Source organism: Pseudomonas sp. CDFA 610, from assembly GCF_021147865.1.
Lineage (GTDB): Bacteria > Pseudomonadota > Gammaproteobacteria > Pseudomonadales > Pseudomonadaceae > Aquipseudomonas > Aquipseudomonas alliivorans.
In genome coordinates this window covers 414,184-437,867 of sequence record NZ_JAGTPM010000004.1, presented here as the reverse complement: position 1 = coordinate 437,867, position 23,684 = coordinate 414,184, and the positions used below count along the sequence as shown (strand labels likewise).

Annotated in this window: 16 protein-coding genes; 6 read left to right on the top strand and 10 right to left on the bottom strand. The window is 59.9% G+C overall.

Annotation, left to right across the window (positions count from 1 at the left end):
* Positions 1-125: 125 nt before the first annotated feature.
* A complete protein-coding gene (gene waaA, locus KDX39_RS09790; protein ID WP_231660182.1) occupies positions 126-1,409 on the bottom strand; it encodes a lipid IV(A) 3-deoxy-D-manno-octulosonic acid transferase in 1,284 nt (427 codons plus the stop codon).
* A gap of 137 nt (positions 1,410-1,546) precedes the next feature.
* Between waaA and KDX39_RS09785 the strand changes: the two genes are divergently transcribed.
* From KDX39_RS09785 to KDX39_RS09770, 4 genes are read left to right on the top strand one after another with little or no spacing between them, the layout of a single operon-like run.
* Complete coding sequence (locus KDX39_RS09785; RefSeq protein ID WP_004883465.1) at positions 1,547-1,879, top strand: SMR family transporter; 333 nt, start codon at positions 1,547-1,549, stop codon at positions 1,877-1,879.
* Between the two features lie 48 nt (positions 1,880-1,927).
* Positions 1,928-3,103, top strand: a complete 1,176-nt coding sequence (locus tag KDX39_RS09780) for an NAD(P)/FAD-dependent oxidoreductase (RefSeq protein WP_231660181.1) — start codon at positions 1,928-1,930, stop codon at positions 3,101-3,103.
* Positions 3,100-3,915 carry an aldo/keto reductase gene (locus tag KDX39_RS09775; protein WP_184321826.1) on the top strand — a complete coding sequence of 272 codons (816 nt, stop codon included), beginning with the start codon at positions 3,100-3,102 and terminating at the stop codon, positions 3,913-3,915. The genes KDX39_RS09780 and KDX39_RS09775 overlap by 4 nt, the downstream gene beginning before the upstream one ends.
* 36 nt (positions 3,916-3,951) lie before the next feature.
* The gene (locus KDX39_RS09770) at positions 3,952-4,914 is read left to right on the top strand and encodes a metal ABC transporter ATPase (RefSeq protein ID WP_231660180.1); all 963 of its coding nucleotides are present in this window, start codon (positions 3,952-3,954) and stop codon (positions 4,912-4,914) included.
* A gap of 38 nt (positions 4,915-4,952) precedes the next feature.
* Here the strand turns inward: KDX39_RS09770 and hldE are convergent, their stop codons facing one another.
* Positions 4,953-6,374, bottom strand: a complete 1,422-nt coding sequence (gene hldE, locus KDX39_RS09765; RefSeq protein WP_231660179.1) for a bifunctional D-glycero-beta-D-manno-heptose-7-phosphate kinase/D-glycero-beta-D-manno-heptose 1-phosphate adenylyltransferase HldE — start codon at positions 6,372-6,374, stop codon at positions 4,953-4,955.
* Between the two features lie 185 nt (positions 6,375-6,559).
* On the bottom strand, positions 6,560-8,362 hold the full coding sequence (msbA, locus tag KDX39_RS09760; protein ID WP_231660178.1) for a lipid A export permease/ATP-binding protein MsbA: 1,803 nt from the start codon (positions 8,360-8,362) through the stop codon (positions 6,560-6,562).
* 116 nt (positions 8,363-8,478) lie between these two features.
* Between msbA and KDX39_RS09755 the strand changes: the two genes are divergently transcribed.
* Positions 8,479-9,117, top strand: a complete 639-nt coding sequence (locus KDX39_RS09755) for a toluene tolerance protein (protein WP_231660177.1) — start codon at positions 8,479-8,481, stop codon at positions 9,115-9,117.
* Positions 9,118-9,159: 42 nt separating this feature from the next.
* On the opposite strand, the gene KDX39_RS09750 is transcribed toward KDX39_RS09755, so the two are convergent.
* Genes KDX39_RS09750 through KDX39_RS09720 form a run of 7 tightly spaced genes read right to left on the bottom strand, consistent with a single transcriptional unit; the run spans position 9,160 to position 17,278 of the window.
* Positions 9,160-10,323 carry an O-antigen ligase domain-containing protein gene (locus KDX39_RS09750; RefSeq protein WP_231660176.1) on the bottom strand — a complete coding sequence of 388 codons (1,164 nt, stop codon included), beginning with the start codon at positions 10,321-10,323 and terminating at the stop codon, positions 9,160-9,162.
* Positions 10,313-11,086, bottom strand: a complete 774-nt coding sequence (locus KDX39_RS09745; RefSeq protein ID WP_231660175.1) for a glycosyltransferase family 2 protein — start codon at positions 11,084-11,086, stop codon at positions 10,313-10,315. Before KDX39_RS09745 ends, KDX39_RS09750 begins: the two co-directional genes overlap by 11 nt.
* A gap of 31 nt (positions 11,087-11,117) precedes the next feature.
* Positions 11,118-12,074, bottom strand: a complete 957-nt coding sequence (locus tag KDX39_RS09740) for a glycosyltransferase family protein (RefSeq protein WP_231660174.1) — start codon at positions 12,072-12,074, stop codon at positions 11,118-11,120.
* 30 nt (positions 12,075-12,104) lie between these two features.
* Positions 12,105-13,514, bottom strand: coding sequence for a PIG-L deacetylase family protein (locus KDX39_RS09735; protein ID WP_231660173.1), 1,410 nt, complete (start codon positions 13,512-13,514; stop codon positions 12,105-12,107).
* A complete protein-coding gene (locus KDX39_RS09730) occupies positions 13,511-14,407 on the bottom strand; it encodes an antimicrobial resistance protein Mig-14 (protein ID WP_231660172.1) in 897 nt (298 codons plus the stop codon). The genes KDX39_RS09735 and KDX39_RS09730 overlap by 4 nt, the downstream gene beginning before the upstream one ends.
* The gene (locus KDX39_RS09725) at positions 14,407-15,537 is read right to left on the bottom strand and encodes a glycosyltransferase (protein ID WP_231660171.1); all 1,131 of its coding nucleotides are present in this window, start codon (positions 15,535-15,537) and stop codon (positions 14,407-14,409) included. Before KDX39_RS09725 ends, KDX39_RS09730 begins: the two co-directional genes overlap by 1 nt.
* The gene (locus KDX39_RS09720; RefSeq protein ID WP_231660170.1) at positions 15,521-17,278 is read right to left on the bottom strand and encodes a carbamoyltransferase family protein; all 1,758 of its coding nucleotides are present in this window, start codon (positions 17,276-17,278) and stop codon (positions 15,521-15,523) included. Before KDX39_RS09720 ends, KDX39_RS09725 begins: the two co-directional genes overlap by 17 nt.
* Positions 17,279-17,599: 321 nt before the next feature.
* Between KDX39_RS09720 and KDX39_RS09715 the strand changes: the two genes are divergently transcribed.
* The gene (locus tag KDX39_RS09715; protein WP_231660169.1) at positions 17,600-23,677 is read left to right on the top strand and encodes a membrane-targeted effector domain-containing toxin; all 6,078 of its coding nucleotides are present in this window, start codon (positions 17,600-17,602) and stop codon (positions 23,675-23,677) included.
* Positions 23,678-23,684 lie beyond the last annotated feature (7 nt).

Genomic DNA, 23,684 nt, shown 5'->3' with positions numbered 1-23,684 from the left:
CTGTAGGAGGCGGCTTGCCGGCGATACGTTGTTTCCGTCGCCGTGTTAGCCCTGGAGGTATCTCATCACCGGCACGCCGCCTTCCACAATGAGCACACGTGCTCACCCTCTCGGCAGGGCCAGGTTCAAGCGCAGCGCGTGACAAACCGCCCGACGCCATCCAGCAAGCGCTGCAACGCGCCCTGATTGGCCTTCATGACACCCAGCCCCGCCTCAGCCATCGTTTGCGCCAGGCGTGGCTGATCAAACAGACGCTGCACAGCGACTGCCAGCGCGACTGAATCGCTGACTTCCGTCAGCGCTCCGGCACTGCGCAGCAGAGCAGCGATCTCGAGGAAGTTGAACAGGTGCGTGCCGCTCAGCACCGGTTTGGCCAATGCCGCAGGCTCCAGAAGGTTGTGGCCGCCGTTGGGCACCAGACTGCCGCCGACGAACGCGGTGTCTGCCAGCGCATACAGAAACAGCAGTTCGCCCATGGTATCGCCCAACAGTACAGACACGTCTGGCGTAACGGCCTGCGTGCCTGACCGCCGAATCGTTGTGAATCCCTGTTGCTGACACAACCCGTGCACGCTGTCGAAACGCTCGGGATGACGTGGCACCAGAATCAACAACGCATCAGGATGACTCGACAGCAACGTGCGATGCGCCGCAAGCACGCTTTCATCTTCGCCCGCGTGGGTGCTGGCCGCGATCCACACCGGGCGCTGCACGGCCTGCCACTCTTCCCGCAATCCGGCAGCACGCTCCAGTAATGCGGGGTCGATGCTCAGGTCGAACTTGATCGAGCCGGTCACCGTAACGCACTCAGACCGAGCGCCCAGGTCACGAAAACGCTGAGCCTCGGCCTCGGTCTGCACGGCGAACCAGTCCATCTCGGCAAGCATCGGCCTTGTGAGTTTCGCAAAACGGCCATAGCCCCGCGCCGAGCGTTCGGACAGTCGCGCATTCGCCAGCACCACAGGAATACCGCGCTTGCTGCATTGATGAATGTGGTTGGGCCACAGCTCGGTTTCCATGATGATGCCCAAACGCGGCTGCACATGATCGAGGAAACGCCCGGCCGCCCAAGGGAGATCATAGGGCAGGTAACAATGTTGGATGCGCGGCTCGTTGGCGAACATCGCCTTGATTCGCTCCGAACCTGTGGGCGTCATGCAAGTCACAGTGATCGGCAGTTCGGGATACTGCGCCAGCAAGGCGCGGATCATCGGCGCGGCAGCGATGCTTTCGCCAACCGACACTGCATGCACCCAGATGCCGCCACGCTGCATCGGTGGCAGGCTCATGGCAAAGCGCTCGCCGATGCGCTGTCGATACGCAGGTGCCTTGCGGGCGCGCAACCATAACCGCAAGGCAACCAGCGGCAGGCCGAGATGAAACAGGAAGGTGTAGAGGGTTCTATTCATGGGCGCGGAGTTTATCAGCCCGCCTGCGCAATGCCACAACGGCATGAAGACGCAGACACGATGGCGGGTGGCGCGTCAATCATCAGGCCGGTCAACGCCGCTCGTTAGAATGCGCTGTCTCACACAAGGAAAACATCATGAATCCGTATTACCTGCTGGGCGTCGCGATCTGCGCCGAAGTCATCGCCACCACCTCGATGAAAGCGGTGAAAGGTTTCAACACACCGCTGCCCCTGCTGCTGGTCATCGGCGGTTATGCGATTGCGTTCTGGATGCTGATTCTGGTGATGCGCACCATTCCGGTCGGCATCACCTACGCCATCTGGTCGGGCATGGGCATTGTCATGGTGAGTATTGCAGCGTTTCTGGTATACGGTCAGAAGCTCGACCTGCCCGCACTGCTGGGCATGGGAATGATCGTGGCGGGCGTGGTGGTCATTCAGGTGTTCTCGAAAACCGCCGGGCATTGAAAGTCCGTTCCCTTATAATGGCCGCAATCTTTACTCGCTGAGGTGCCCATGCCATCTGTTATTTCCACTGACGTCCTGATTGTCGGGGCTGGCATTGCCGGCCTCTGGCTCAATGCCCGGTTGCGTCGTCAAGGGTTCTCGACAGTGCTGGTGGAAAGCGCAAGCCTGGGTGGCGGACAAAGCCTCAAATCTCAAGGGATCATCCACGGCGGCGCCAAGTACGCGCTGCACGGGGCGCTGTCGGGGGCTTCGGAAGCCATTGCCGACATGCCGCGCCGCTGGCGTGAAGCCCTCGACGGCAAGGGCGAACTTGACCTGTCAGGCGTTCGATTGCTGTCGGACGCCCATTATCTCTGGTCGCCGGGCACTATCGCGGGCAACCTGACCAGCTTCTTCGCCAGCAAGGCCGTGCGCGGAAGAGTGGACCAGGTCAAGGGCGAGCAACTGCCGCCCGCACTGCAGCATCCGAAATTCAAGGGCAAGGTTTACCGGCTGGCTGAACTGGTGGTCGATGTACCGAGCCTGATCAATCGCTTGGCGGAGCTGGCCGGTGACAGCCTGCTCGCCGGGCAGCAGATCGAGCCGCTGTACGAAGGCGAAGAACTGATCGGCCTGCGCGTCGATGGCAGGGAAATCCACGCCCAGCGCATCGTGTTGAGTGCGGGCGGCGGCAATGCCGATCTGCTGAAGGCGGTCGGTATCTCTCAACCGCAAATGCAGCGTCGTCCGCTGCACATGGTGCTGGTCAAGGGCCCGACCCTAAAACCGCTCTATGCCCACTGCCTGGGTGGCGGCACCAAGCCGCGCATTACCGTGACTACGCACCCGGCGGCAGACGGCCAGTGGGTCTGGTATCTGGGCGGAGACCTGGCCGAGGCGGATGGCGTCGCCCGCGAGCCGGAGGCGCAGATCGCTGTCGCCCGAAAGGAACTCGAGGCGCTGCTGCCATGGGTCGACCTGAGTCAGGCGCAGTGGGCGACCTTGCGCGTCGATCGCGCAGAGCCTGCGCAATCGGGCCTGGTGCGTCCCGACAACGCGTTCCTGGACAGTCAGCAACGCCTGATGGTGGGCTGGCCGACCAAACTGGCGCTGGCGCCGGACTTCGCCGACCGCGTACTGTCAGTCCTGTCCAGGGAAGGCATCCACCCGACGCCGCAACCCGCACTGTTGAATGTGCCCAAGCCACCCATCGCCGTTCCTGTCTGGGATCAACTGCTGCCATGAGCCTGAAAACCCTGCACGATCTGCATCGCCCGTTCGGCGGCACCGGCCTCAGCGTATCGCCGCTGGGCCTGGGCACTGTGAAGCTGGGCCGCGACCAGGGAGTGAAATACCCGAGCGGCTTCAAGATCCCGGACGATCAGCAGGCCGCCATGCTGCTGAAGATGGCGCGCGACATGGGCATCAACCTGATCGATACTGCGCCCGCCTATGGCACCAGTGAAGAACGCCTTGGCCCGCTGCTGCGTGGTCAGCGTCAGGACTGGGTGATCGTCAGCAAGGTGGGCGAAGAGTTCGTGAACGGACAGTCGAGCCACGATTTCAGTGCCCGGCACACCCGATTGTCGGTCGAGCGTAGCTTGAAACGTCTTGAAACCGACTTTCTCGACCTGGTTCTGGTCCACTCGGATGGCAACGATCTGGCGACTCTCAACGAAACGGCGGTGTATGAAACCCTTGCGGCGCTCAAAAGCGAGGGCAAGATCCGTGGCTTCGGCTTTTCCGGCAAAACCGTCGAAGGCGGCCTGCTCGCCCTGCGCGACGGGGATTGCGCGATGGTTACCTATAATCTGAATGAGCAGGGTGAGAAACCGGTTCTGGATTACGCGGCCGCCCACGGCAAAGGCATTCTGGTCAAAAAAGCATTGGCCAGCGGTCATGTGTGCCTGACGCCCGGCACGGACCCGGTTCAGGCCAGCTTCCAGCTACTGTTTGAACATCCGGGCGTCGCCAGTGCTATTGTCGGGACCATCAACCCCATGCACTTGGCACACAACGTTGCCACCGCTGCTGCCGTGATTTGCCGTCAAGCCTGATTTGGGCGGCCGACCCCAACGCAAGAAGGAGCCGATATGCCGCGAACATTGATTCGGAAAAATCCCAGCAACTTCAAGACCCTGCCGCTGTTCGTCGAAGCCACTCCTGAAAGCCTGAGTTATCAGAGTGTCGGCATGCCGATGAACTTCACCCAGACCTTGCAGCGACGACGCAAGGTCGAGGTCCCGGACCCCGAGCGCTTCGCCACCGAACTGGCCAATCTCGGGGTGTCCATCCGCCTGACCATCAGCTGGCAGAACCGGGATTACTGGGTACTGGTCCGGCAACGCCGTCAGGACCGTGGCGACGTGGTGCTCAAGCTGATTTCAGGCTACGTACCCGCACATGAACTGACACTGCCGCTTCACACCGCCATTCAGGAAGTGGCTGAAGAGTGCCTGATCGAGACGCCGCAAGGCTGGCTCAGCGGACTGTTCAAGGACACTTGGCTGCCTGCCCCCTACGCGTCGGCGCTGCATTACCGGGAAGCGATGCCGTTCACCCTCACCCCGCTCTCGGGCGCTGCCAGACCCGTTCGAGCTGGCAACCTGACGCTGCTGGAACGCCCGCGCGCCTACGTGCATCTGCCAACCGCTTCGTTGCAACTGATCTATGACATGCGCCTGGAAATCCCCAAGGAAGCCCGTCCGATCAGCCTGTTCCACGTCGATGAAATGCTGGAAAACGATCAACTGGTCGCCCGCCTCAACCGGAGCAAGCCCGATCTGTACCTGATGCCGTTGGAAAACGGGTCGCCACTGCCAGAGCTTTACACGCTCAAGCGTGACAAGCTGAGCCCGGCGGGCACGCGTGGTCTTTACCTGGCAGAGAGCTTTGCGGCACAGGATGGCTGGGTGGTGCGTGAGGAAAGAATTCGCTGGAAAGACTGGCTGCGCCAGCAGGGTATGACACCGCCGCCCAAGAAGACGGGGCTGAAGCGCTTGACCAGCAAGGCCAGAGAGCTTCTGGGCCTGGCACGCGGCAGCTTGAGCAAATAACCGGCTTGCCCGGAACGCTCCGGGCAAACCTGATCCACTTACTGTCCGCGAATTTTCTCGACGATGGCCGTGGTCGAGCTGTTTTCAACCAGCCCCAATACCTTCACCTCGCCGCCGTAAGCTTGCACGATGTCGGCACCGACCACCTGATCGATGCCGTAGTCGCCGCCCTTGACCAGCACGTCGGGTTTGACGTGGGTCAGCAGGTTTTCCGGTGTGCCCTCGGGAAAGCTGATCACCCAGTCCACAGCGCCCAGGCCAGCCAGAACAGCCATGCGGCGATCCACGCTATTGATCGGACGACCAGGGCCTTTGAGACGGCTTACGGAAGCGTCGTCGTTGACCGCAACGATCAGACGGTCGCCTTGCGCGCGGGCCTGCTCAAGGTAGGTCACGTGCCCCGCGTGCAGGATGTCGAAGCAGCCGTTGGTGAAAACGATCCTTTCCTTGTGTGCCCGCGCGTCATCGACAGCGAGCAGCAGTTGCTCCAGCCCCAGAACTCCGCGCTCCGAGCCCTCTTCGCGCTGAATGGCACGACGCAGTTCTGGCGCGCTGATGGCCGCTGTACCCAGCTTGCCGACCACGATACCTGCCGCCAGATTGGCCAGCGCAACGGCATGCGGCAGTTCCTCGCCAGCCGCAATCGCAGCCGCCAGGGTGGAAATGACCGTATCGCCAGCACCGGTGACGTCAAACACCTCACGTGCCCGTGCCGGCAAGTGCAGCGCCTGTTGATCAGGGCGCAGCAAGGTCATGCCGTGCTCGCCACGGGTCACCAGCAATGCACCCAGGTCAAGATCGCTCATCAACTGCGCGCCCTTCGCGACCAGCTCGGCTTCGTCGGCACAATGGCCGACGATGGCTTCAAATTCGCTGAGGTTCGGCGTGATCAGACTGGCGCCACGGTAGATTGCGAAATCCTTGCCCTTGGGATCGGCCAGTACCGGAATGCCGCGCTCACAGGCAGCCCGGATCAGTATCTGATGGTTTTTCAGCGCACCTTTGCCGTAATCGGACAGCACCAGCACCTTGACGCCATCCAGCAGGCTTTCGACCTCAGCGCTCAGGGCCTGTGCATCGGTGGCGAACGGTTCTTCGAAATCGATACGCAGCAGTTGCTGGTGTCGGCTCATGACCCGCAGCTTCACGATGGTCGGCTGATCGGCGATGCGCTGGAAACGGGCCAGAACGCCAGCAGCCTTGAGACTGTTGCTCAGACTGTCTGCCGCTTCGTCTTCACCGGTCACACCCACCAGCGAGGCAGGCGCGCCCAGCGCCGCAATGTTCAATGCCACGTTGGCAGCACCGCCGGGACGGTCCTCGATCTGATCGACCTTGACGACGGGCACTGGCGCTTCGGGGGAAATACGCGAGGTACCACCATGCCAGTATCTGTCGAGCATGACATCGCCAACCACCAGGACAGGGGCCTGATCAAAGCGCGGCATGGATAACTTCATCGAACAACCCGTACTAGAAAATTGGACAGGGGCGGAATCTTAGCACAGGGGGTTTGAACAGACAGGCTGTTCATAACCTGATTCCTGACGCTGATAAAAACACGATTCCAACCGGGAAAAAGGTGCGTATCGGTGCCGTGACAAGCCACTGCGCCGTGGTGAAAACACAGCGCAGCCAGATGTGATCAGATCGCGCCGACAGGCGCGGGTTCGTCCAGCCCCATGGCGTGCAGACGGGCGTAATAGCCATTTTTTGCCAGCAGTTCGGTGTGGGTGCCGCGCTCGACAATCTGACCGGCGTCCATGACCAGAATCAGGTCGGCTTTTTCGATGGTCGAAAGACGGTGCGCGATCACCAGCGTGGTGCGGCCTTTCATGACCTGATCCAGCGCGGCCTGAATGTGACGCTCAGACTCCGTATCCAGGGCAGAAGTCGCTTCGTCGAGAATCAGCACAGGCGCATTCTTCAGCAGCGCACGGGCAATCGCCAGACGCTGGCGTTGACCACCGGACAGCAACACGCCGTTCTCGCCTACCGGGGTATCGAAACCTTGCGGCAACTGGTCAATGAATTCTTTGGCGTAGGCGTCGGCGGCCGCAGCCTCGATGTCGGCACGCGGCGCGCCGGCGAGGTCGCCGTAGGCGATGTTATTGGCGATGGTGTCGTTGAACAACGTGACGTTCTGGTTCACCTGCGCGATATGGGTCCGCAGGTTACGCAGGCGATAATCGTTGATTTCAACGTCATCCAGCAGAATCTCACCGAGTTCATGGGTATAGAACCGCGGAATCAGATTGGCCAGGGTCGACTTGCCGCTGCCCGAACGTCCTACCAGTGCAATCATCTGTCCCGGCGCCGCCGAGAAGCTGATGTCGTTCAGGACCTGACGCTCGGTCTCCGGGTAGAAGAAGCTGAGGTTTTTGACTTCCAGGCGCCCCGAAACACGCTCGCGCTCAATGGTGCCGGTGTCGATTTCCTGCTCTACATCCAGTTGCTCGAAGATGCTCTCGGCACCGGCAACACCCTTCTGGATGGTCGAACTGACTTCCGACAGCTGACGAATCGGTTTGGGCAGCAGGCCTGCGGCTGTGATGTACGCCACCAGATCGCCTGCAGTGGCATCACCACGCAGAAACAGCACCAGAAACATCAACACTGCCATGGCCGTATAGATGACCAGTTGCAGCATCGGCGTATAGATCGCGCCGGTCTTGGTCATGCGCAACTGCTTTTTGGTGTTGCTGTTGCTGGCACGCGCAAAACGATCCTGCTCGTACGTCTCGCCGCCAAAGCTGCGCACCACTCGATAACCCTGAATGGTTTCGGACGCAACGTGCGTCACGTCGCCCATCGCCACCTGAATCTTCTTGCTCTGCTTGCGGAATTTCTTGCTGGCAGTGCCGACCATGATGGCGATCACCGGCAGGATGGCGAGCATGACCAGCGTCAGTTGCCAGTTCATCCACAACAGGTAGATGAACAGGAACACCACGGTCAGGCCTTCACGAATCACCACCTTGATGGCATCCGTAGCAGCACCGGTCACCATGGTGACGTTGAAGGTGATGCGCGAAATCAGATGGCCCGAATTGGTGGTATCGAAGTAGCGGTTGGGCAGCACCAGCAGTTTGTTGAACAGCTCGACGCGCAGGTCATGCACCAGGCCCAGCGAAACCTTGGCCAGAAAATAGTTGCCGAGAAACGAACCCAGACCCTGCCAGGCGGCGATCAGCACGATCAGCAGCGGCACCGCCTGCAACAGCTGAAGATCGCGCAGGTACGGGACGTTGGGGAACAGCACCGCTTCCGGATTGCTCAGCCCATCGACAAAATATTTCAGGATGCCCGCGAGCATTGGCTGGGTCGAAGCAAAGATCACGAAACCAAGGATGCTGAGCAGGAAAATGCCCACATACGGACGCACATAGGACAACAAGCGGAAATAGATTTTTACGCTGGAAGTGGCGGACGATTCGGAGGTTGTCATGAGAATCCGTCGTGTTAAAAAGAAGCGGAATTGTATCACAAGCGGTTTTCGGGACGGCCTGCTGCGGTAACATAGGCGGCCCTTCAAGCCCTTGGGGCGCAGAATCCGGAGTATCGATGCAAGCGCTCGACCACGCCCACTACCTTGCCCTGGTTCAAGGTGCCGAAGTGCTAGAAGCAGATGGCACGGGCGATAAAGTACTACGTCTGAGTGACGGTTCGATGCTGAAACTGTTTCGGCGCAAGCGGCTGATCAGTTCCGCAGCCTGGTATCCCTACGCCAGACGCTTTGCCGACAACTGCCTGACCCTGGCCAAACGCGCCATTCCCTGCCCGCATGTCCGCACTGTTTACAGAATCGCCGACATCGCCCGCGACGCGGTGCATTACGATCCACTGGCCGGTCATACCCTGCGTCAATTGCTGGGCAAGGCCGCCAGCGATGATGACCTGCGCATGCAACTGGGTCGCTTCATCGCCAACCTGCATGAAAAAGGCATCTATTTTCGCTCTGCGCACCTGGGCAACGTGATTCTCACGCCAGAAGGCACGCTGGGTCTTATCGACATTGCCGATATGAAGACCTACCGCCGACCACTGAGAAAGCACCTGCGTCTGCGCAATTTCAAGCACATGCTGCGCTACCTGGAAGACCGCAAGTGGCTGCTGGGCGACAACAACCCTGCTTTCATCAAGGGTTACCTGAGCGGGCAGACCGTCTGCACTGCCGCCGAACTGACTCAGGCCATGAGCTGAAAAAAATGGCCGCTTGCAAGGCGGCCATTGTCTGAACGGGCTCTACTGCCTGAGCCGGTGTTCCTGAACCACTCGCCCCAGCACCATTGCCGCAGGCAACAGCACCAGTACCCACAGCTCATCAGGGTTGCCGACCAGCTTGGCCCCGTCGAAGTTGAGCATGACTAGCGCACAGGCCAGGTACAGACCCCACGCATCCCGCAGGCGCAAGGCGTGCCAGAGCGTCATGACCATCACGACCAGAAACAGCACCAGCGACACTGCGCCCGTGTAAAGCCCCATCGAGACGTAAATGTTGTGCGGGTGCTGAATTGCCATGCCGCCTGTCAGCGTCTTGGTGGTGTAGAAATCCACGCCACAGCCCAGCATCCATCCGCAATTGCGCCATTCGCCGGTCATGATTTCGAACAGCTCGATGCGATAGGAGTCGCCGCGCACCATCAGCAGTTTGATCCACTCCTCGTCCCTGACCACCCAGAACAAGGCAACGCAGAGGATTGCCAGCGCCAGCAAGGTGATAAGGCTGCGCTTCGGAAAGCGATACACCGAATACAGGGTACAGGCTCCGAGAAGGAATGCCGCACCCACCAGGGCGGTACGGGTCTGCACGATGAACGCCGCGACGGCCAGCGTCAGAACAACGCCACCAACGGCCTCAATCCAGCGCTGCTCTTTCAGCCAGACCGGCAACGCCAGGGCCACGCAGCAGACCAGCCACGCACTGGCGTAAATCACGTTATCCATGCGCGCTGGAAGAATCTCCACGCGCTTGCCGAATACGAACTGCCCGGTCATCCAGCTATGAATGCTGGCCACCAGAATATAAATGCATATCGCCCAGAAAAAGCTGCGTATGAATCTGCCCTGGCGAAAGCATCCATTGTCCGTCAGCCCGGCCACGACAAAGACAAACAGGCTGACGTATGCCACATGTTTATAGAACTGAAAATCCTGCCCATAGAAGGCGGGCACCAGAAACCAGGCCATGAAGACTGCCCATGCCACACCCAGCGGCTGCGCAAACACGCTGGCGCCCCGGTACTTGATCAGGAAGAACAGGCCCGGCAATGCTGTCAGGGCGTAGAACAGATTATTGGTCGTCTTGGCAGAAGGATTCAGAATGAAACTCAGCAGAAAGATGACCAGCGCAGCACCAAAATAAAGCTGTACCTTGCTTGAAGGCGTACCGGTTCGGTCAAATGACATTATTGAGCAACCAACCTGCTACCAGTCCAATGATCACCGCGACGATCAACTTGACGCGATCACGACGTTTTCGACGCTGCTTGTCGAGCCGCTCCTGTGGCACCACGACATGCTCACCGAATCCGGTGTGCAGCACTGCATCGTTTTCCAGAATCAAAGCGTATCGGTTTTCCGAAGCGAACAGCTGTGAAAGTTTCTTTTCCCCGCCATGGCCTGCATAAGGCGCGTGCCGCTTGTAGTCGGCCAGACGGCGCAATCCCGGGTTGAAAGAAAAGCCCTGCCACTCCGGCTTGTGCGACCCCAGTTTGTAGAACGGGATGCCTTGCACCACTTCGCGCTCGTTCAGATAGACATACGGGCTGTGTATCTGCAGGTCATGATTGAAACTGCGCAGCCACACCTGCAGCGCCTGAGGATCGTTCTCCAGCAGTGTCATCGAGTCTTCGATGAAGTGCGGACGGTAGAAATCCCAGTCATCTTCGCAATGGAACACCCAAGACGTTTCGATCAGCGCGTAGGCAGCGTCCACCGAGCGCATCTGTCCCAGCTTGGGATTGTTGATGATGAAGCGGGTATGAGCGCGCCAGTGCTCAGGAATACAGGCTTCGACCTGAACGTCTCCTGAATCCTCGGTGATCAGCACATGGCGAATGGCGGCGGTGTTGTAACGATCAAAGGTTTCCAGGGTGCGCTTCAACAGGTCGAATCGCCCGCAACTGGTCACCACCAGCGTGATGTCGCTATTTTCGCTGAATACCATCATCTGTTCCCAATCATTGGAGGTTCAAGAAGCATTACCACGTCCAGCGCGACCGCAGACGGTCGACCCAGCTGGCAGCCGGCATGGGTCGCAACGGTGGACGCATGTGTTCGACAATGGCTTTGCCCAAAGCGTGGAACGTATAGCGCTCCTCGACGAGCGCCTGCCCATTACGGGATATTTCATCGGCCATCGTCGGGGCGGCGCGCAGTTGCGCCAGCTTTTCACGAAGTTGGGGAATATCGCGGTACAGCACAATGTTGTGCATATCCACGAAGCCCAGCGCGCGATTCTCTTCAGCGCCCTGATCGAAAGCAAGCAGCACGCAGCCGCAGGCCATGGCCTCGAAGTTCTTGATCATGTATTCGCCCATGCCGACATCGGCGCTGACGAAAAAGCGAATGCGGTTCAGCGTTTCGCAGTATTCCTCACCCGACTTGGTCCGCGTGACCAGCAGATTCTCATGCTGCCCCAACTCGTCGAGCAGCGCCTTGCGGCCGCTGTAGGCGACACTATTGGTGCTGCCGACGAACGCCAGCTCAATGTCACGCTCACGGTTCTGCGCCTGCAGCAGGGTCTGATCGTAACCCTTGGGTACGAACACCGCGTCGAAGCCTTCCTCACGCAGCCGCTCGCTGACCATGAAGCCCGAGCACAGCACCCGGACCCAGGGCAGCTTGCGATAGTGCGCGCTGAACTTGCCGGTGTACTTGCAAGTGATGTAATTCTGGTAAGCGTCGTGCTCGAGAATGACCAGATTCGGAATCGTACGGATGAAACCCACCTGACGTACTTCCTGCTTGAAGCGCAGAAAGAACACGATCCGGTCATAACGGCTCACATCGACTTCACGTCGAAAATAGCTGCGCAGGTTGCGCTGATCGTTGGAGTCCAGCCAGCGCACGTCGCAATCGCAGCTGGACGCGATGCCGTCGTAAAGACGATCCAGAATCGCACGCTGCTCTTTCTGAACCAGAAGTAGGACTTTCATTGTTTTCCTTGCAGTACTGCGCCTGCTGAATCAGAAATCACGGCTGCGCCAGAACAATTCATGTCGTCGCACAGCCTTTCGGAAAAATTCGTTCTCACCCTCGGCTGGCCAGCGTCGACCAGCGAGCACCTGCTGCAGCCAGCGGCGCACTCGACGCTTGGTCGGCATCGGCGGTTGCAGGTCATGCATCATGCCCAGCGCCATGGCTTTGTCGCGCTGGGTCGGCACCGACAGCTCAAGGCTGTAGGGCTCAAGCTTCAATTCGGCATCGAAGACCGGCGGCAGGCTGATACCGGTGTAGGCATCGCCCATGGGCCAGCGGTCGTTGTCGTGCAGGTGATTGGCGTAGCCCAACACGACGTCCGGTTGCCACTCAAGGCCGGCCAGCGCTTCACGCACGGCCGCCTGCGCACAGATGTGATCGGGGTGCGGGTCGATAGCCGGATGCGGCATGACAATGACCTGCGGCCTGGCCTTGAGAATCAAGGCACGCAGATCGTCCAGCAGATTATTCCAGGTCGGCTGGCCGTCATCGCCCGGCAGCGACAGGGCGTTGAACTGACGAAAAAGACGGGTATCGAGCAGATCCGCTTCGCGGGAGCCAACCGAAGTGTCCGGCGCGGCCTGCATGGCAGGCAGTTGCAGGCAGAAATAGCCGAGTTGCACACACTGCGCCTCCGGTACTCCGCCCCAGCGCGCCACGGCGATGCTGTCCCAGGCGCGCAGGCGGCCTTTCAACCGAGCGGCCTCGGCCATGTCCATACCCATCTGCCGGTAGTGATCGGCTTCGATTTCACCCGCAGTCAGGGTCACGATCCAAGCTTCATCCGCCTGGCTATACAGCCCGAAGGCGGCAAGCTCAGCGTCATCGGCGTGCGGCGCGATGACCATCACCCGCTGCTGGCGTGCATCAGGCTGACGGAATACCCACAAGCGTGGCTGTCCAACCAGACGGCAGAAACGCCCGCGCACGCTCAATACGCCTGCCGCCAATGGTTCGCCGAGTCCGGTCAGGTTCAGATAGCGCATGGCATCTACCCTGCGCTCGAAGGCTTGCCGATCAACAAGCCCTGCACCCTGGAGTTCGACGACCGGGTCCAGAAAACGCCCCAGCCAGTTGCTTTTGAGGCTCAGCGCCAATACCAGCGTTTCGCCGCCGCTGAGCGCGAGCGGCTCAGCAAACGTGAGTCGGCCATTCTCCAGACGCACACCCGAGACTTCGTTTTCGGCGGCAAAATTGTATTGATAGTCGTCCGAGGGCGAGTAGAACAGATGATCGGCAAACCAGGCCTCGTGAGCGATCCAGGCACCGACCGCCAGCACCGGTATCAACCACCACGCGACAGCCACGCCGAGGGCGATCAACAGCAACAGGCTACCCAGCAACGCCAGCCGCTTGTTACGGCGATGGCGCTTGAGCAACTCCTGCTTGCGGCTCAAATCTGAAACACCGGCACAGGGTTGCACCAGCGATCCTTGTATTCGCGGTCGGCGCGGCCGAACGAGAAACGCAGCGACTTGCCCAGCGCCCGTGCATCTTCCCAGGCACCTTGCGTATTGACGAAGCTGAGGACGCTGCCCGGGCTGAAATCACGGGTCTCTGGATCGACGCCACCGTTGACGTATTCGACGCTGACCCACTCGGGCGCTTCGACGCGGTACACCAGTTGAATGGCAATCGGCGCATCGTTGAGAAACACCACCGAGCCCATCAGCAGGTCGCGCAGTAACTCGATCACTTCGGCCTTGTGCGCAGCCCCCGTCGCTTCAAAACCCCAGCGACGCTGGAACAGCTCGCAATACATGCGCGCGAGCTCTGCGCTGCCGAACTCGCTGACCGGCCGGACCGTACCACCCGCTTCCTCCAGCAGGCGCAACTCGCGACGCTGGTTGTAGCGAAATTTCTTTGACAGCTCTTCAGGGGTGCGCGCCATGGCCAGCGACTCGGCCTGCGGCTTGAAGGTGCTGACCCGGCCTTCGTTCAACGACGAAATGTAACGCCCACGATGACGAACCGGCACCTCGATCCCCTGAGCCACCGGCAGAATCAGCTCGGCGTTGCCCAGATCGAAAAGACCTTTCTTGCCATGACGCTTGAGCTCGTCCTTGGACAGCGCCAGCGAACGCCCCCAGGCTGCAATAGCCGCCTTGATGTCGCCACCCTGCTCCCAGCCCAGATAACGCACAGGTATGTCAGCGAAAACGGAAAGACGTTCGACAACATCGGGGTGAGTGGCCACGCTACCGCCAAACCGGTGCCACGCCTGCGTGTAGGCAGCGGCATCGATTTCGGTCCAGCCACGTTCACGCCAGCCTTGGAGTCGGTTGAGCATCAAGACTCCGCAACCAGACGGGTGACCTGGGGCAGGCGCCAGAACACGTTGCGTACCGCGTGATCGGAGAAGCGCTCGCGCAGGCGCAGAAGCATTCGCTCGGCGCAATCCTGACGCTGATCGGCATTCAGCCCGGCCATGTGCATCAGGCCTTGAGCCAGACGCTGCTCATCCCCCAGCGGGAACAGCAGACCGACGTCCTCGACCACTTCACGCGCGCCGCCACAGGACGTTGCCACGACCGGCACACCGGCCACCATCGCCTCCAGCAACACCATGCCGAACGGCTCGTGATCCGAACTCAGGGCAAACACATCGAACGCCTTGAAATAACGACGCGCATCAGCGACCTGACCCAGAAACAGCACATTCGCGCCAATGCCCAGTTCACGGGCAAGCTCCTTGAGGGACTCTTCCAGCCGACCCTTGCCAAGAATGACCAACTGGCTGTTCTCGGACAGGCTTGGCAGAGCGAGCGCAAAGCCGCGCAACAGGGTCGCCTGATCCTTGTCGGGATGCAGACGCCCGACATTGCCGACGATCCAGGCAGATGGCGAAAGTCCCAGTTCGACGCGGGCGTCTTCAGCAGAAAACTGACTGCCCTGCAGTTGCTCGACGTCGATGCGGTTGTACAAGGTCTCGATGCGCTCGGCCGGCCACGCAGGCAGGCTTTTACGCATGTCGTCACGCACCGAATCCGAGACGCCCAGCAGGCTCAGGCGTTTGCGGAACAGGTTGGCGAACAGCTTGCGGCTACGGCGCTGATAGTCGCCAAACGCGTGATGAACGCCGATTACCGGCAAACGTGTTGCCAACAGCGCGATATAGACCGGCTTGAATCGGTGCGCGATGCAGAAGGAGAAATGACGTGACGCCACGATGCTGCGCAATTCGCGAATGGCACCCAGCTTGAGGCCACGAATGGCCTTCGAGCTGAATTCCATGAACAGCACTTCATCCGAACCGCAGTCGGCGACCACGTCAGGGTCGGCGGCACCGGTCAGAAACACCGTGGTCACCCGATAGCCCTTGCCCGCGAACAGGCTGGCATATTGCCGTGCGCAGTCCAGAAACGGCCCGTCATAGCCGTGACAGAACTGCAGCACGTGACGTTCAGCCGAGCGTGTCATAAGCCTCAACGCCCTCTTTGACCACCAGAATGTCTTCCATGATCAGGTACTCGAGGTCGGAGCCGAAGAACATGTTCAAGGCATCGGTCGGCGAGCAGATCATCGGCTCACCACGGCGGTTCAGCGAAGTGTTCAGCGACACGCCGTTGCCGGTCAGGTTTTCCAGCGCCTTCATCATGTCGTAGTAGCGCGGGTTGTATTCGCGCTTGAGCACCTGGGCACGGGACGTACCGTCTTCATGGACGACTTCCGGCACGCGGGTCTTCCACTCTTCCGCCACTTCGAAGGTGAACGTCATGAACGGTGCCGGGTGATCGATCTTGATCATCTGCGGCGCGACGGTGTCGAGCATCGACGGGCAGAAAGGCCTCCAGCGCTCGCGGAACTTGATCTGGTGGTTGATACGATCAGCCACGCCGCTCACGCTCGGGCAACCGATGATCGAACGACCACCCAGCGCACGTGGACCGAACTCCATGCGACCCTGGAACCAGGCCACGGGATTGCCCTTGACCATGATCTCGGCGATCCGCTCAGGAGTGTTTTCGATCTGGCGCCAGACGGGTTTGCTCGGATGACGGGCACACGCAGCGATCACATCTTCATTGCTGTACGCAGGGCCGAGATAAACGTGCTCCATCTTCTCGACCGGCACGCCACGCGCGTGAGACACGTAAGCCGCCGCGCCCACCGCCGTACCGGCATCGCCGGACGCAGGCTGTACGAACAGCTCCTTGACCTCGGGACGGGCGATGATGCGCTGGTTCAGTTTGACGTTCAGGGCACAGCCACCGGCGAAAGCGATCTTGCCGGTCTCCTTGAGGATGTCACCCAGGTAGTGGTCCATCATCTGCAGCGCGAGCTTTTCGAACAGCGCCTGCATGCTGGCTGCGTAATGGATATACGGCTCGTCCGCCACATCGCCGACGCGCTTGGGGCCGAGCCATTCGATCAGTTTCGGCGAGAAGTAGAAACCCTTGCCGTTCTCTTTGTAGCGACGAAGCCCGATGACGTTGGCCAATTCGGTGTTGATGATCAGCTCGCCGTTCTCGAAAGTGGCCAGGCGCGAAAAATCGTATTTGCTGGCGTCGCCATACGGCGCCATGCCCATGACCTTGAACTCGCCATCCAGCATCTCGAACCCGAGAAACTCGGTGATTGCGCCATACAGGCCGCCCAGCGAGTCCGGATCGAAGAACTCCTTGATCTTGTGGATCTTGCCGTTTTCGCCGTAGCCGAAGAAGGTCGTGGCGTATTCACCCTTGCCGTCGATGCCCATGATCGCGGTTTTCTCGGTGAAACCGGAGCAGTGGTAGGCGCTGGAGGCGTGGGCCAGGTGGTGCTCGACCGGCTCGATCTTGATCTTTTTCGGATCGAAGCCCAGTTGCTCGAGGCACCAGACAATCTTGTTGCGATAACGCTTATAACGACGGTTGCCCATCAACAGCGCATCGAGGGCGCGATCCGGCGCGTACCAGTAGCGCTTGGCGTAGTGCCAGCGCGCCTTGCCGAACAGACTGATCGGGGCGAAGGGGATCGCGACCACGTCGACGTCGGAGGGCTTGATGCCTGCCTGCTCAAGACAGAACTTCGCCGACTCGTAGGGCATGCGGTTCTTTGCATGCTTGTCGCGAACGAAGCGCTCTTCTTCGGCCGCTGCGATCAGCTTGCCGTCGATGTAAAGCGCTGCGGAAGGATCATGGCTAAGGGCGCCGGACAGGCCAAGGATCGTCAATGCCACAAGGGTCTAGCCTCTTTAGTCTGCATGCAGGCGCGTTGCGCCCGAGAAAATGTGTGCCCCCGCACAGCGGGCTGAGGGCAGCTAAAGCGCGGGATTATAGCGTAATGCCCAAGGATTTGGCTCGGGGGCTGTAAGGCTTTCAGCAAACAGGCGAAGCCACCGTATTTCAGCACCGCCCGGCAGAAATGCACTCGCATGCTGACATTCAATAACTATCTACGCTCCCGGCCCGCCGGATTCTGATTGATTGACGGCCAGAAATCACGGCCTCACGGCCTTCAATCAGCGGCGCACATCGCGCCCCTCCAGAGCCGAAAAACAATGCAGACATTGACACCTGTCCCCCTCAAGCCCCTGGACACCTTTACAAAGGCGTCCGCCGCACTGAAGCGACTGGATGAACTGAGCAGCCGATCAAGCGATACACTCAGGCAATTGCCAGCACCCGACGACGCCCTGCTGGATACACCTGCGTCCGAGACACACATCACTCGCCTGATTGCGCAGCTCGACGATTACTGGCGGCCGGTCATGCCGCCCGGTGAGACCCCTTACGATCAATACCTTTCAGACCTGCGCCAGGCCCTGCGCGACGAGGTGACGCTCAAGGTACATGAAGGCGAGCTCGCGCCAGTCTACGCACAGTGTCTTCCCGCGACGGTCTCGCAGATGAACACGTCACCGGTACCCGACGCCTTTTCCCTTCACGTCCAGCTGGATGACAACGTTGAGGCTGAGCTGGCCGGTGCCTTGGTGCTGTCCCTGGCGCAAGGCCCGACCTTGCTGGTGTTACCAGGTCTGGGCCTCACCGCATTCGCTACCCAGGCACAGATGCTGGAGGCGCTGACGCTGTGGCTCAACTCACCCTCCTTGAAGGGCGCACTGACGCGCAGTCTTGAACTGCGCCATCAGGACCAGATTGCAGCCATCGACGCCGACCCCGACCTGTATGCCGATCCGTTTTTAAGCACCGACTTACAATTAAAAGCCATTGACGCAGAGCCGCTGGCTCAAGCGCTGGACAGCCTGCTGACCAAACAGCGCAACGATGTTCGTCACGCCTGCGCCCTGCAAGACGTCGGTGACCGACAGAAGCATCGGGCACTCATTCAGCACGCGATTGACCAGCGAGGCCTGTTCGGCCCACAGGCAATGCTTGAACTGCGTGAAATAGCGCTGCGTGAGGCCGATTATCGTCGCAGTCTGCCGGACTGGATCAAGCTGGCAAGCCCTAAGGAAATGGCGATCTACACCGAGCGCCTGAACCGCTGCGAACAGGCACGCGCCGCTGTCCTCAGTGCACTGGGCACGGCGGCCTCGCCAGAAGCGTTCGCCCTGGCACATCTCAACGTGCGCCTGGCTGACGATCTGGGCTACGCCCTGGACCCCGGCCTCATCACCATCAGCACCCAGCGCACCTTGCCTGTGACAGGCGAAACTTACCAAGTGACGCGCTCGTGGGTCGAACTAGCCCTGTACGGCCTGCACCCGGGCGACCGCACAGAGGGCTCCGATTTTCTGACCCGAACCACGATCGACTACGACAACGTTTCACTGGGCCCCGCCTACACGGCGCTGGATGCGGCCTACATCGCCCGCGTCGTCGAGGAACTGGATGTGCGCGTCAAATTTGGCGCTTTTCAGAAAGCGGCCTACCGTCAGGCTCACAACCAGCAATTGATGCGCACCCTGACCCATACGCAAATCACGGCACTGGCGTGTGCCGCCAAGATGCAGGGGCATATTCGCCCCGATGACTTCGCCATCGTCGAATCTGTGTTGCAACCCGCACAGGCAGGCGCAGAGGCACCGCCCCGGATTCAACAGATCAGGCTGGACGGACACGCGGTCATGAGCAAATTGCTGGTGTTTCGCAAGCAAAGTGCATCAGGCCAACTGGAGCGCCTGATCATGTTCGCCCAGGACGCCCCCCATCAACGCCCTTTCCATGCCTTCGACAACGAAGACCAATTGCTGCACACGCTGGTCGGCTGGGTGAAGTCAACGGAACACCTGGACTATCTGCTCAGCCAGCTTGAGGTTTCCGCCCGACCGCAGCTCGAAAGTCGATTGCAGGCACTGCGACTCAAACCGTACCCGCAGGCTGATTTCGTCCGCCTCATTGACGTGTCCGACTACGCGATGGCGCTTTCGCTGTTCGCGCTCGACCATGCCAACGTGACGATCTCGGAACAGGCGCGCCACACGCCCTCCTGGTACGCAGGCGCATCTCTTGAGAATCGCCAGCAACTGATTGCGCTGGAAGAGGCCGCCGCTGGCGCGCTGCGCAACTACCAGCTAAAACCCCACACATACGTCAAGCCGTTCGAAGAGTACGTATTCGAACGAGCCAGCCAACAGATCAACACACTGCTCGGCCTGCCTGACGGTACGGTAGACCCCGACCTGATCGTGATCAGCAGCGAGCGTGAAACCGTCACCTACACCGACATGTTGCTCAACGGCTACGACGACAGCATTGACCCGACGCGCGCCACCGCAGACAGGATGGCCACGTTCAAAGGCCCGGAAGGTGTTGACCTCAGCGCTCTTTCACCCCAGAAAGTGGCAGGCTCGGTGCGCGGCAAATGGCTTGCCGACGACTACATCGCGCTGGTCAGGCGCACGCTGCTCAATCCAGACAATGAAGGCTATGAATACCGTCGCACGGCGAGCGTGGCGATCAACCAGTTGCACATGAAGGCTGCGGCACTGCGCAGCGTTTTGAAGGGGCATATCAAACGCGATCAGTACGATTGGTTGATGAACAGCCTGGACCGCGCCCATCTGAATGACGCTCAAACGCGCCAGCAATACCCGCTTTATCCCTTGCAACTGCATATCGACAAACCCTTCATCGCCTCAGGCCTGAAAGGTGTGGACCAATTGGTGATTCCCGATCAGCAATTGACCCACGTCGAAACGGTTCAAGGCTGCGTTGCGATCCTGTCTACCCAGACCCGCCAGACCGCGCTGCTTTATACGCCTCAGGCACCGGACGGCGTCGAGTTTCGCCTTTTCAGCGACTTCATCCCCTCCCTGAGCAAGGCGGGCATGATCGACTATTACAAGGACCGCTGCAGCCTTCAGTCGCGTCGGACGCTGGCTTTTTTCCTGCGCGACATGCAGCAGGGCGGCGCCAGCAAAGCACCGTTTCTACCAAAGGAATACATCGCAGACTTCGCCGGCACCTGTTTCAACCGGTTTATCGAACGAAAACTGCGCGACATCGAAGACACCACCACCGGTCGTCACGACATGCTGTCCAGAATGATCTGGATCAGCGCTGAACTCATCGCGACGGCATTGACGCTGCCATTCCCGCCCGCGAGCTTTGCGGTCGGAAGCCTGCTGTCCCTGCACGATACGGTGCGTGCCGTACAGGCACTGACCGAGGGCGACCAGAACGCTGCCAGCGGCTATATCCTCTCGTCACTGTTCAATGGGTTGGGCGCGGCGGGCGATCTGCTTTCCGGCATGAAAGGCCTTGGCGGCATCGTGCATCGTCTCGAAAAGCGTCTTCCCGACGCGTCGGCGCTGCCGCCGATTGCCCCCCACGACCTGCCACCGCGATACGAGGATCTGTTTCCGGCCACTCTGCAGGACAAGACTGTGCTGGTCGGCAAGGTAAACGCCAACGGTCACGCGCCCCTGTTTCAGCAGACCAGCACGTCGTCACAGAAGATCAGCGCCACCGGGCAGTTCGCCAGCCGGACACCCGACGGCAGCTGGCAACCCCTGAGTTCGCCACTGGATAGCGCCAACACCGCCGGTCGCGACCTGGCGGTCGATGTTTCCCTGCAAAACGTGCCACGTATCAAGAGCGGTCACGCCAACGGTATTTGCAGTGTCCAGGGCAAGCATTACATCAACCTGTCCGGCAAGACCTATCAGGTGCAGTTTGACGCCCACATGCGCCACTGGCAGATCATCGACCCGGCCAACCCGTTCGCATTCTTTGGCAAACAGCCGGTACGCCTGAACAAACAAGGACAATGGGAGAAAATCGGCCGGCATCAATTGCGAGGAGGCGGGCTTGGCGATGAAGGCACCTACAGACCGCTGCCGGAAGAAGCGACCGCCGGACTCAACACCACGGTTCGCTTGAGCGACTATGAGATGCCACCGGAGATGAGACCGGGGCTGTATGCGATTCTGGATAAGTTCGCCCCAGACCCGACAGGCATGGATCTGGAGTTTTACTTCAAGAGCTACTACGACGAGTTGCGTCAGGTGCTCTCAAGACTTCAGGACAAGCTCTATCAGGATGCCAACGCCTTCTTCATGAAGGTGGTGGTGCCCGTCCGCCCCTCACTGCCGACCCTTGCGTCTGACGCCGGGGTAGAGTCGCTGTTTGAAAGCGTCTTCACCCACAGCAATGGGCTGGTGTTGAGCGAGGCCGGACAATCGGTCGCCAGCAAGCGTCTGCTTATTCTCAATATGCCATTGCTCAAAAAACAGAACGTTGAAGTCCTGTACCTCGACCACCTGTTCACCGACAAACACCTCGATAAACTGAATACTTATCGCCAACTGGGCGGAAAAAGCCGTTCCGGCTCTCACGAAATCAAGACCCACCTCAAGCATCTCAATAAGGGCGCTTTGCGCAATCAGACCTCCGAATACGATTACTACCACCTGATCAAGGCCGCACACAGGCACGGTATTGAGGTTCGTCCCTTCAGCTCGTCAACCAGCTACCCGCTGCTGGACCATCCGGTTGTCGCCGCCGCAGGTGATCTGACCGCCGAGCAGAAAACCAGCAACTTTTTCGGCCATCACGTGATCAGCGCTGACGTGGCACGCCAGCCTGCAAAACGCTGGATTGCGCTACTCGACCAGAAGCTGGCAACCACCCACGACACCATCCCGGGTATTGCCGAACTGCAAGGCGTTATCAGCGTGCATGTTCAAGACATTCCGACAGGGCGCCCGACCCGTGTACTCGCGACCGGTACAACCCCATCCACTGCCGGCCCCTCAGCTGACTTCACGATTGAATTTCCCAACCCCCTGATCACGGCGCCAAAACCTGTAACGCAGCCAGGCACGCGAGTGGATGAAATCTTGATGAACCGAATGGCCGATCGGCAGACCATCGAGTCGGGAGAGCGCTGGACTGGCGATTACGTGTTCCGTTGGGAGCCGGAATCGGGTTGGGTGCGCAGTGAGCAACCAGACTCGACCGGCCCTCGCCCGATGACCGCCATTCAGCAGTCGCTGAGCGACGCGACCTACGAGGTGGCGCTCGAACAAAGAAGCGCCCTGCACACGCTGGCCAGCTTTGAACATCGCGGGCTGGATGAGCGCTTCTTTTATTTCGATGAGGAGCTCAGCGAGGTAAGGGAAGCGTTTTTCAGTCTGCGCGCACAATTGCAACAGGACGCTAAAGCAGTTGAGTCCGCAGTGCTCCCCGCCCGACCTTTATTGCCTGAAATAGCGCCCAAAACATCGCCTGCCGAGCTTTTTGAAAAGCTCTATCAGCATACCGACGGCGTCGTTCTGGGCGAGACGCACACCTCGATAGCCAGCAAGAAGCTGATCATCGACAACCTGCCGTCACTCGTGCAACAGGACGTCAAGACACTGTATCTCGAGCATCTTACCAGTGACCTGCACCAGGCTGACCTGGACCATTTCTTCGAAACAGGCGAAATGACCAAACACTTGCTGCATGACCTGCAGACCCTGGACATAGGCCACCGGACCGATCCGGCCGGGGTCTATAACTTCGAGAAACTGGTGATCCAGGCCCGGCAACACGGGGTGGAAGTTCGGGCAATCGACTGCCTGGCCAGCTACCAGCTCAAGGGCCTTCCCGACGAAACGGTTACCACTCGCCAGCAAATGATGAATTATTTTGCGTCCCGTACGATTCGCAGGCACCAGCAGGTCATGGGCTCGCACAAATGGATTGCTCTGGTCGGCAACAGCCACTCCAACACGTTCAAAAGCGCTGTTCCCGGCATCGCCGAGCTGGAAGGTGGCATTGGCCTGCGGGTAATCGATGTAGTCCCGGGCCAGTCGCGGGGGGTAGTACGCGATCCGGGCGAATCGCTGCCGATAGGTATAGGCAAAGCCCGCATTCACATTCAGGGCGACTATCGCGTAGACCTTGAAGTGCCAAGGCCTGATGTTACCGTGCCCAGAACTCAGTCCGTGGGAAGGCGTCTGACCAAACCCGGCATGTTCCTCATCGAACAGACCGACGATGGCCTGCACACCATCGTGCATCGCTCGCGAGACGGTCAGATCCATCGCACCCCGGTGAACGTCGACGCAAAGGGCAAGCTGTCCGTTGACCGTCCCAGCTGGATAGGGGTGCACTTGAAGACTTACGAAGACTTGAACGCCCTGAGCATCGCGCTCAGGGACATGAACCTCAGTCGCGTCGAATAACGCGCCC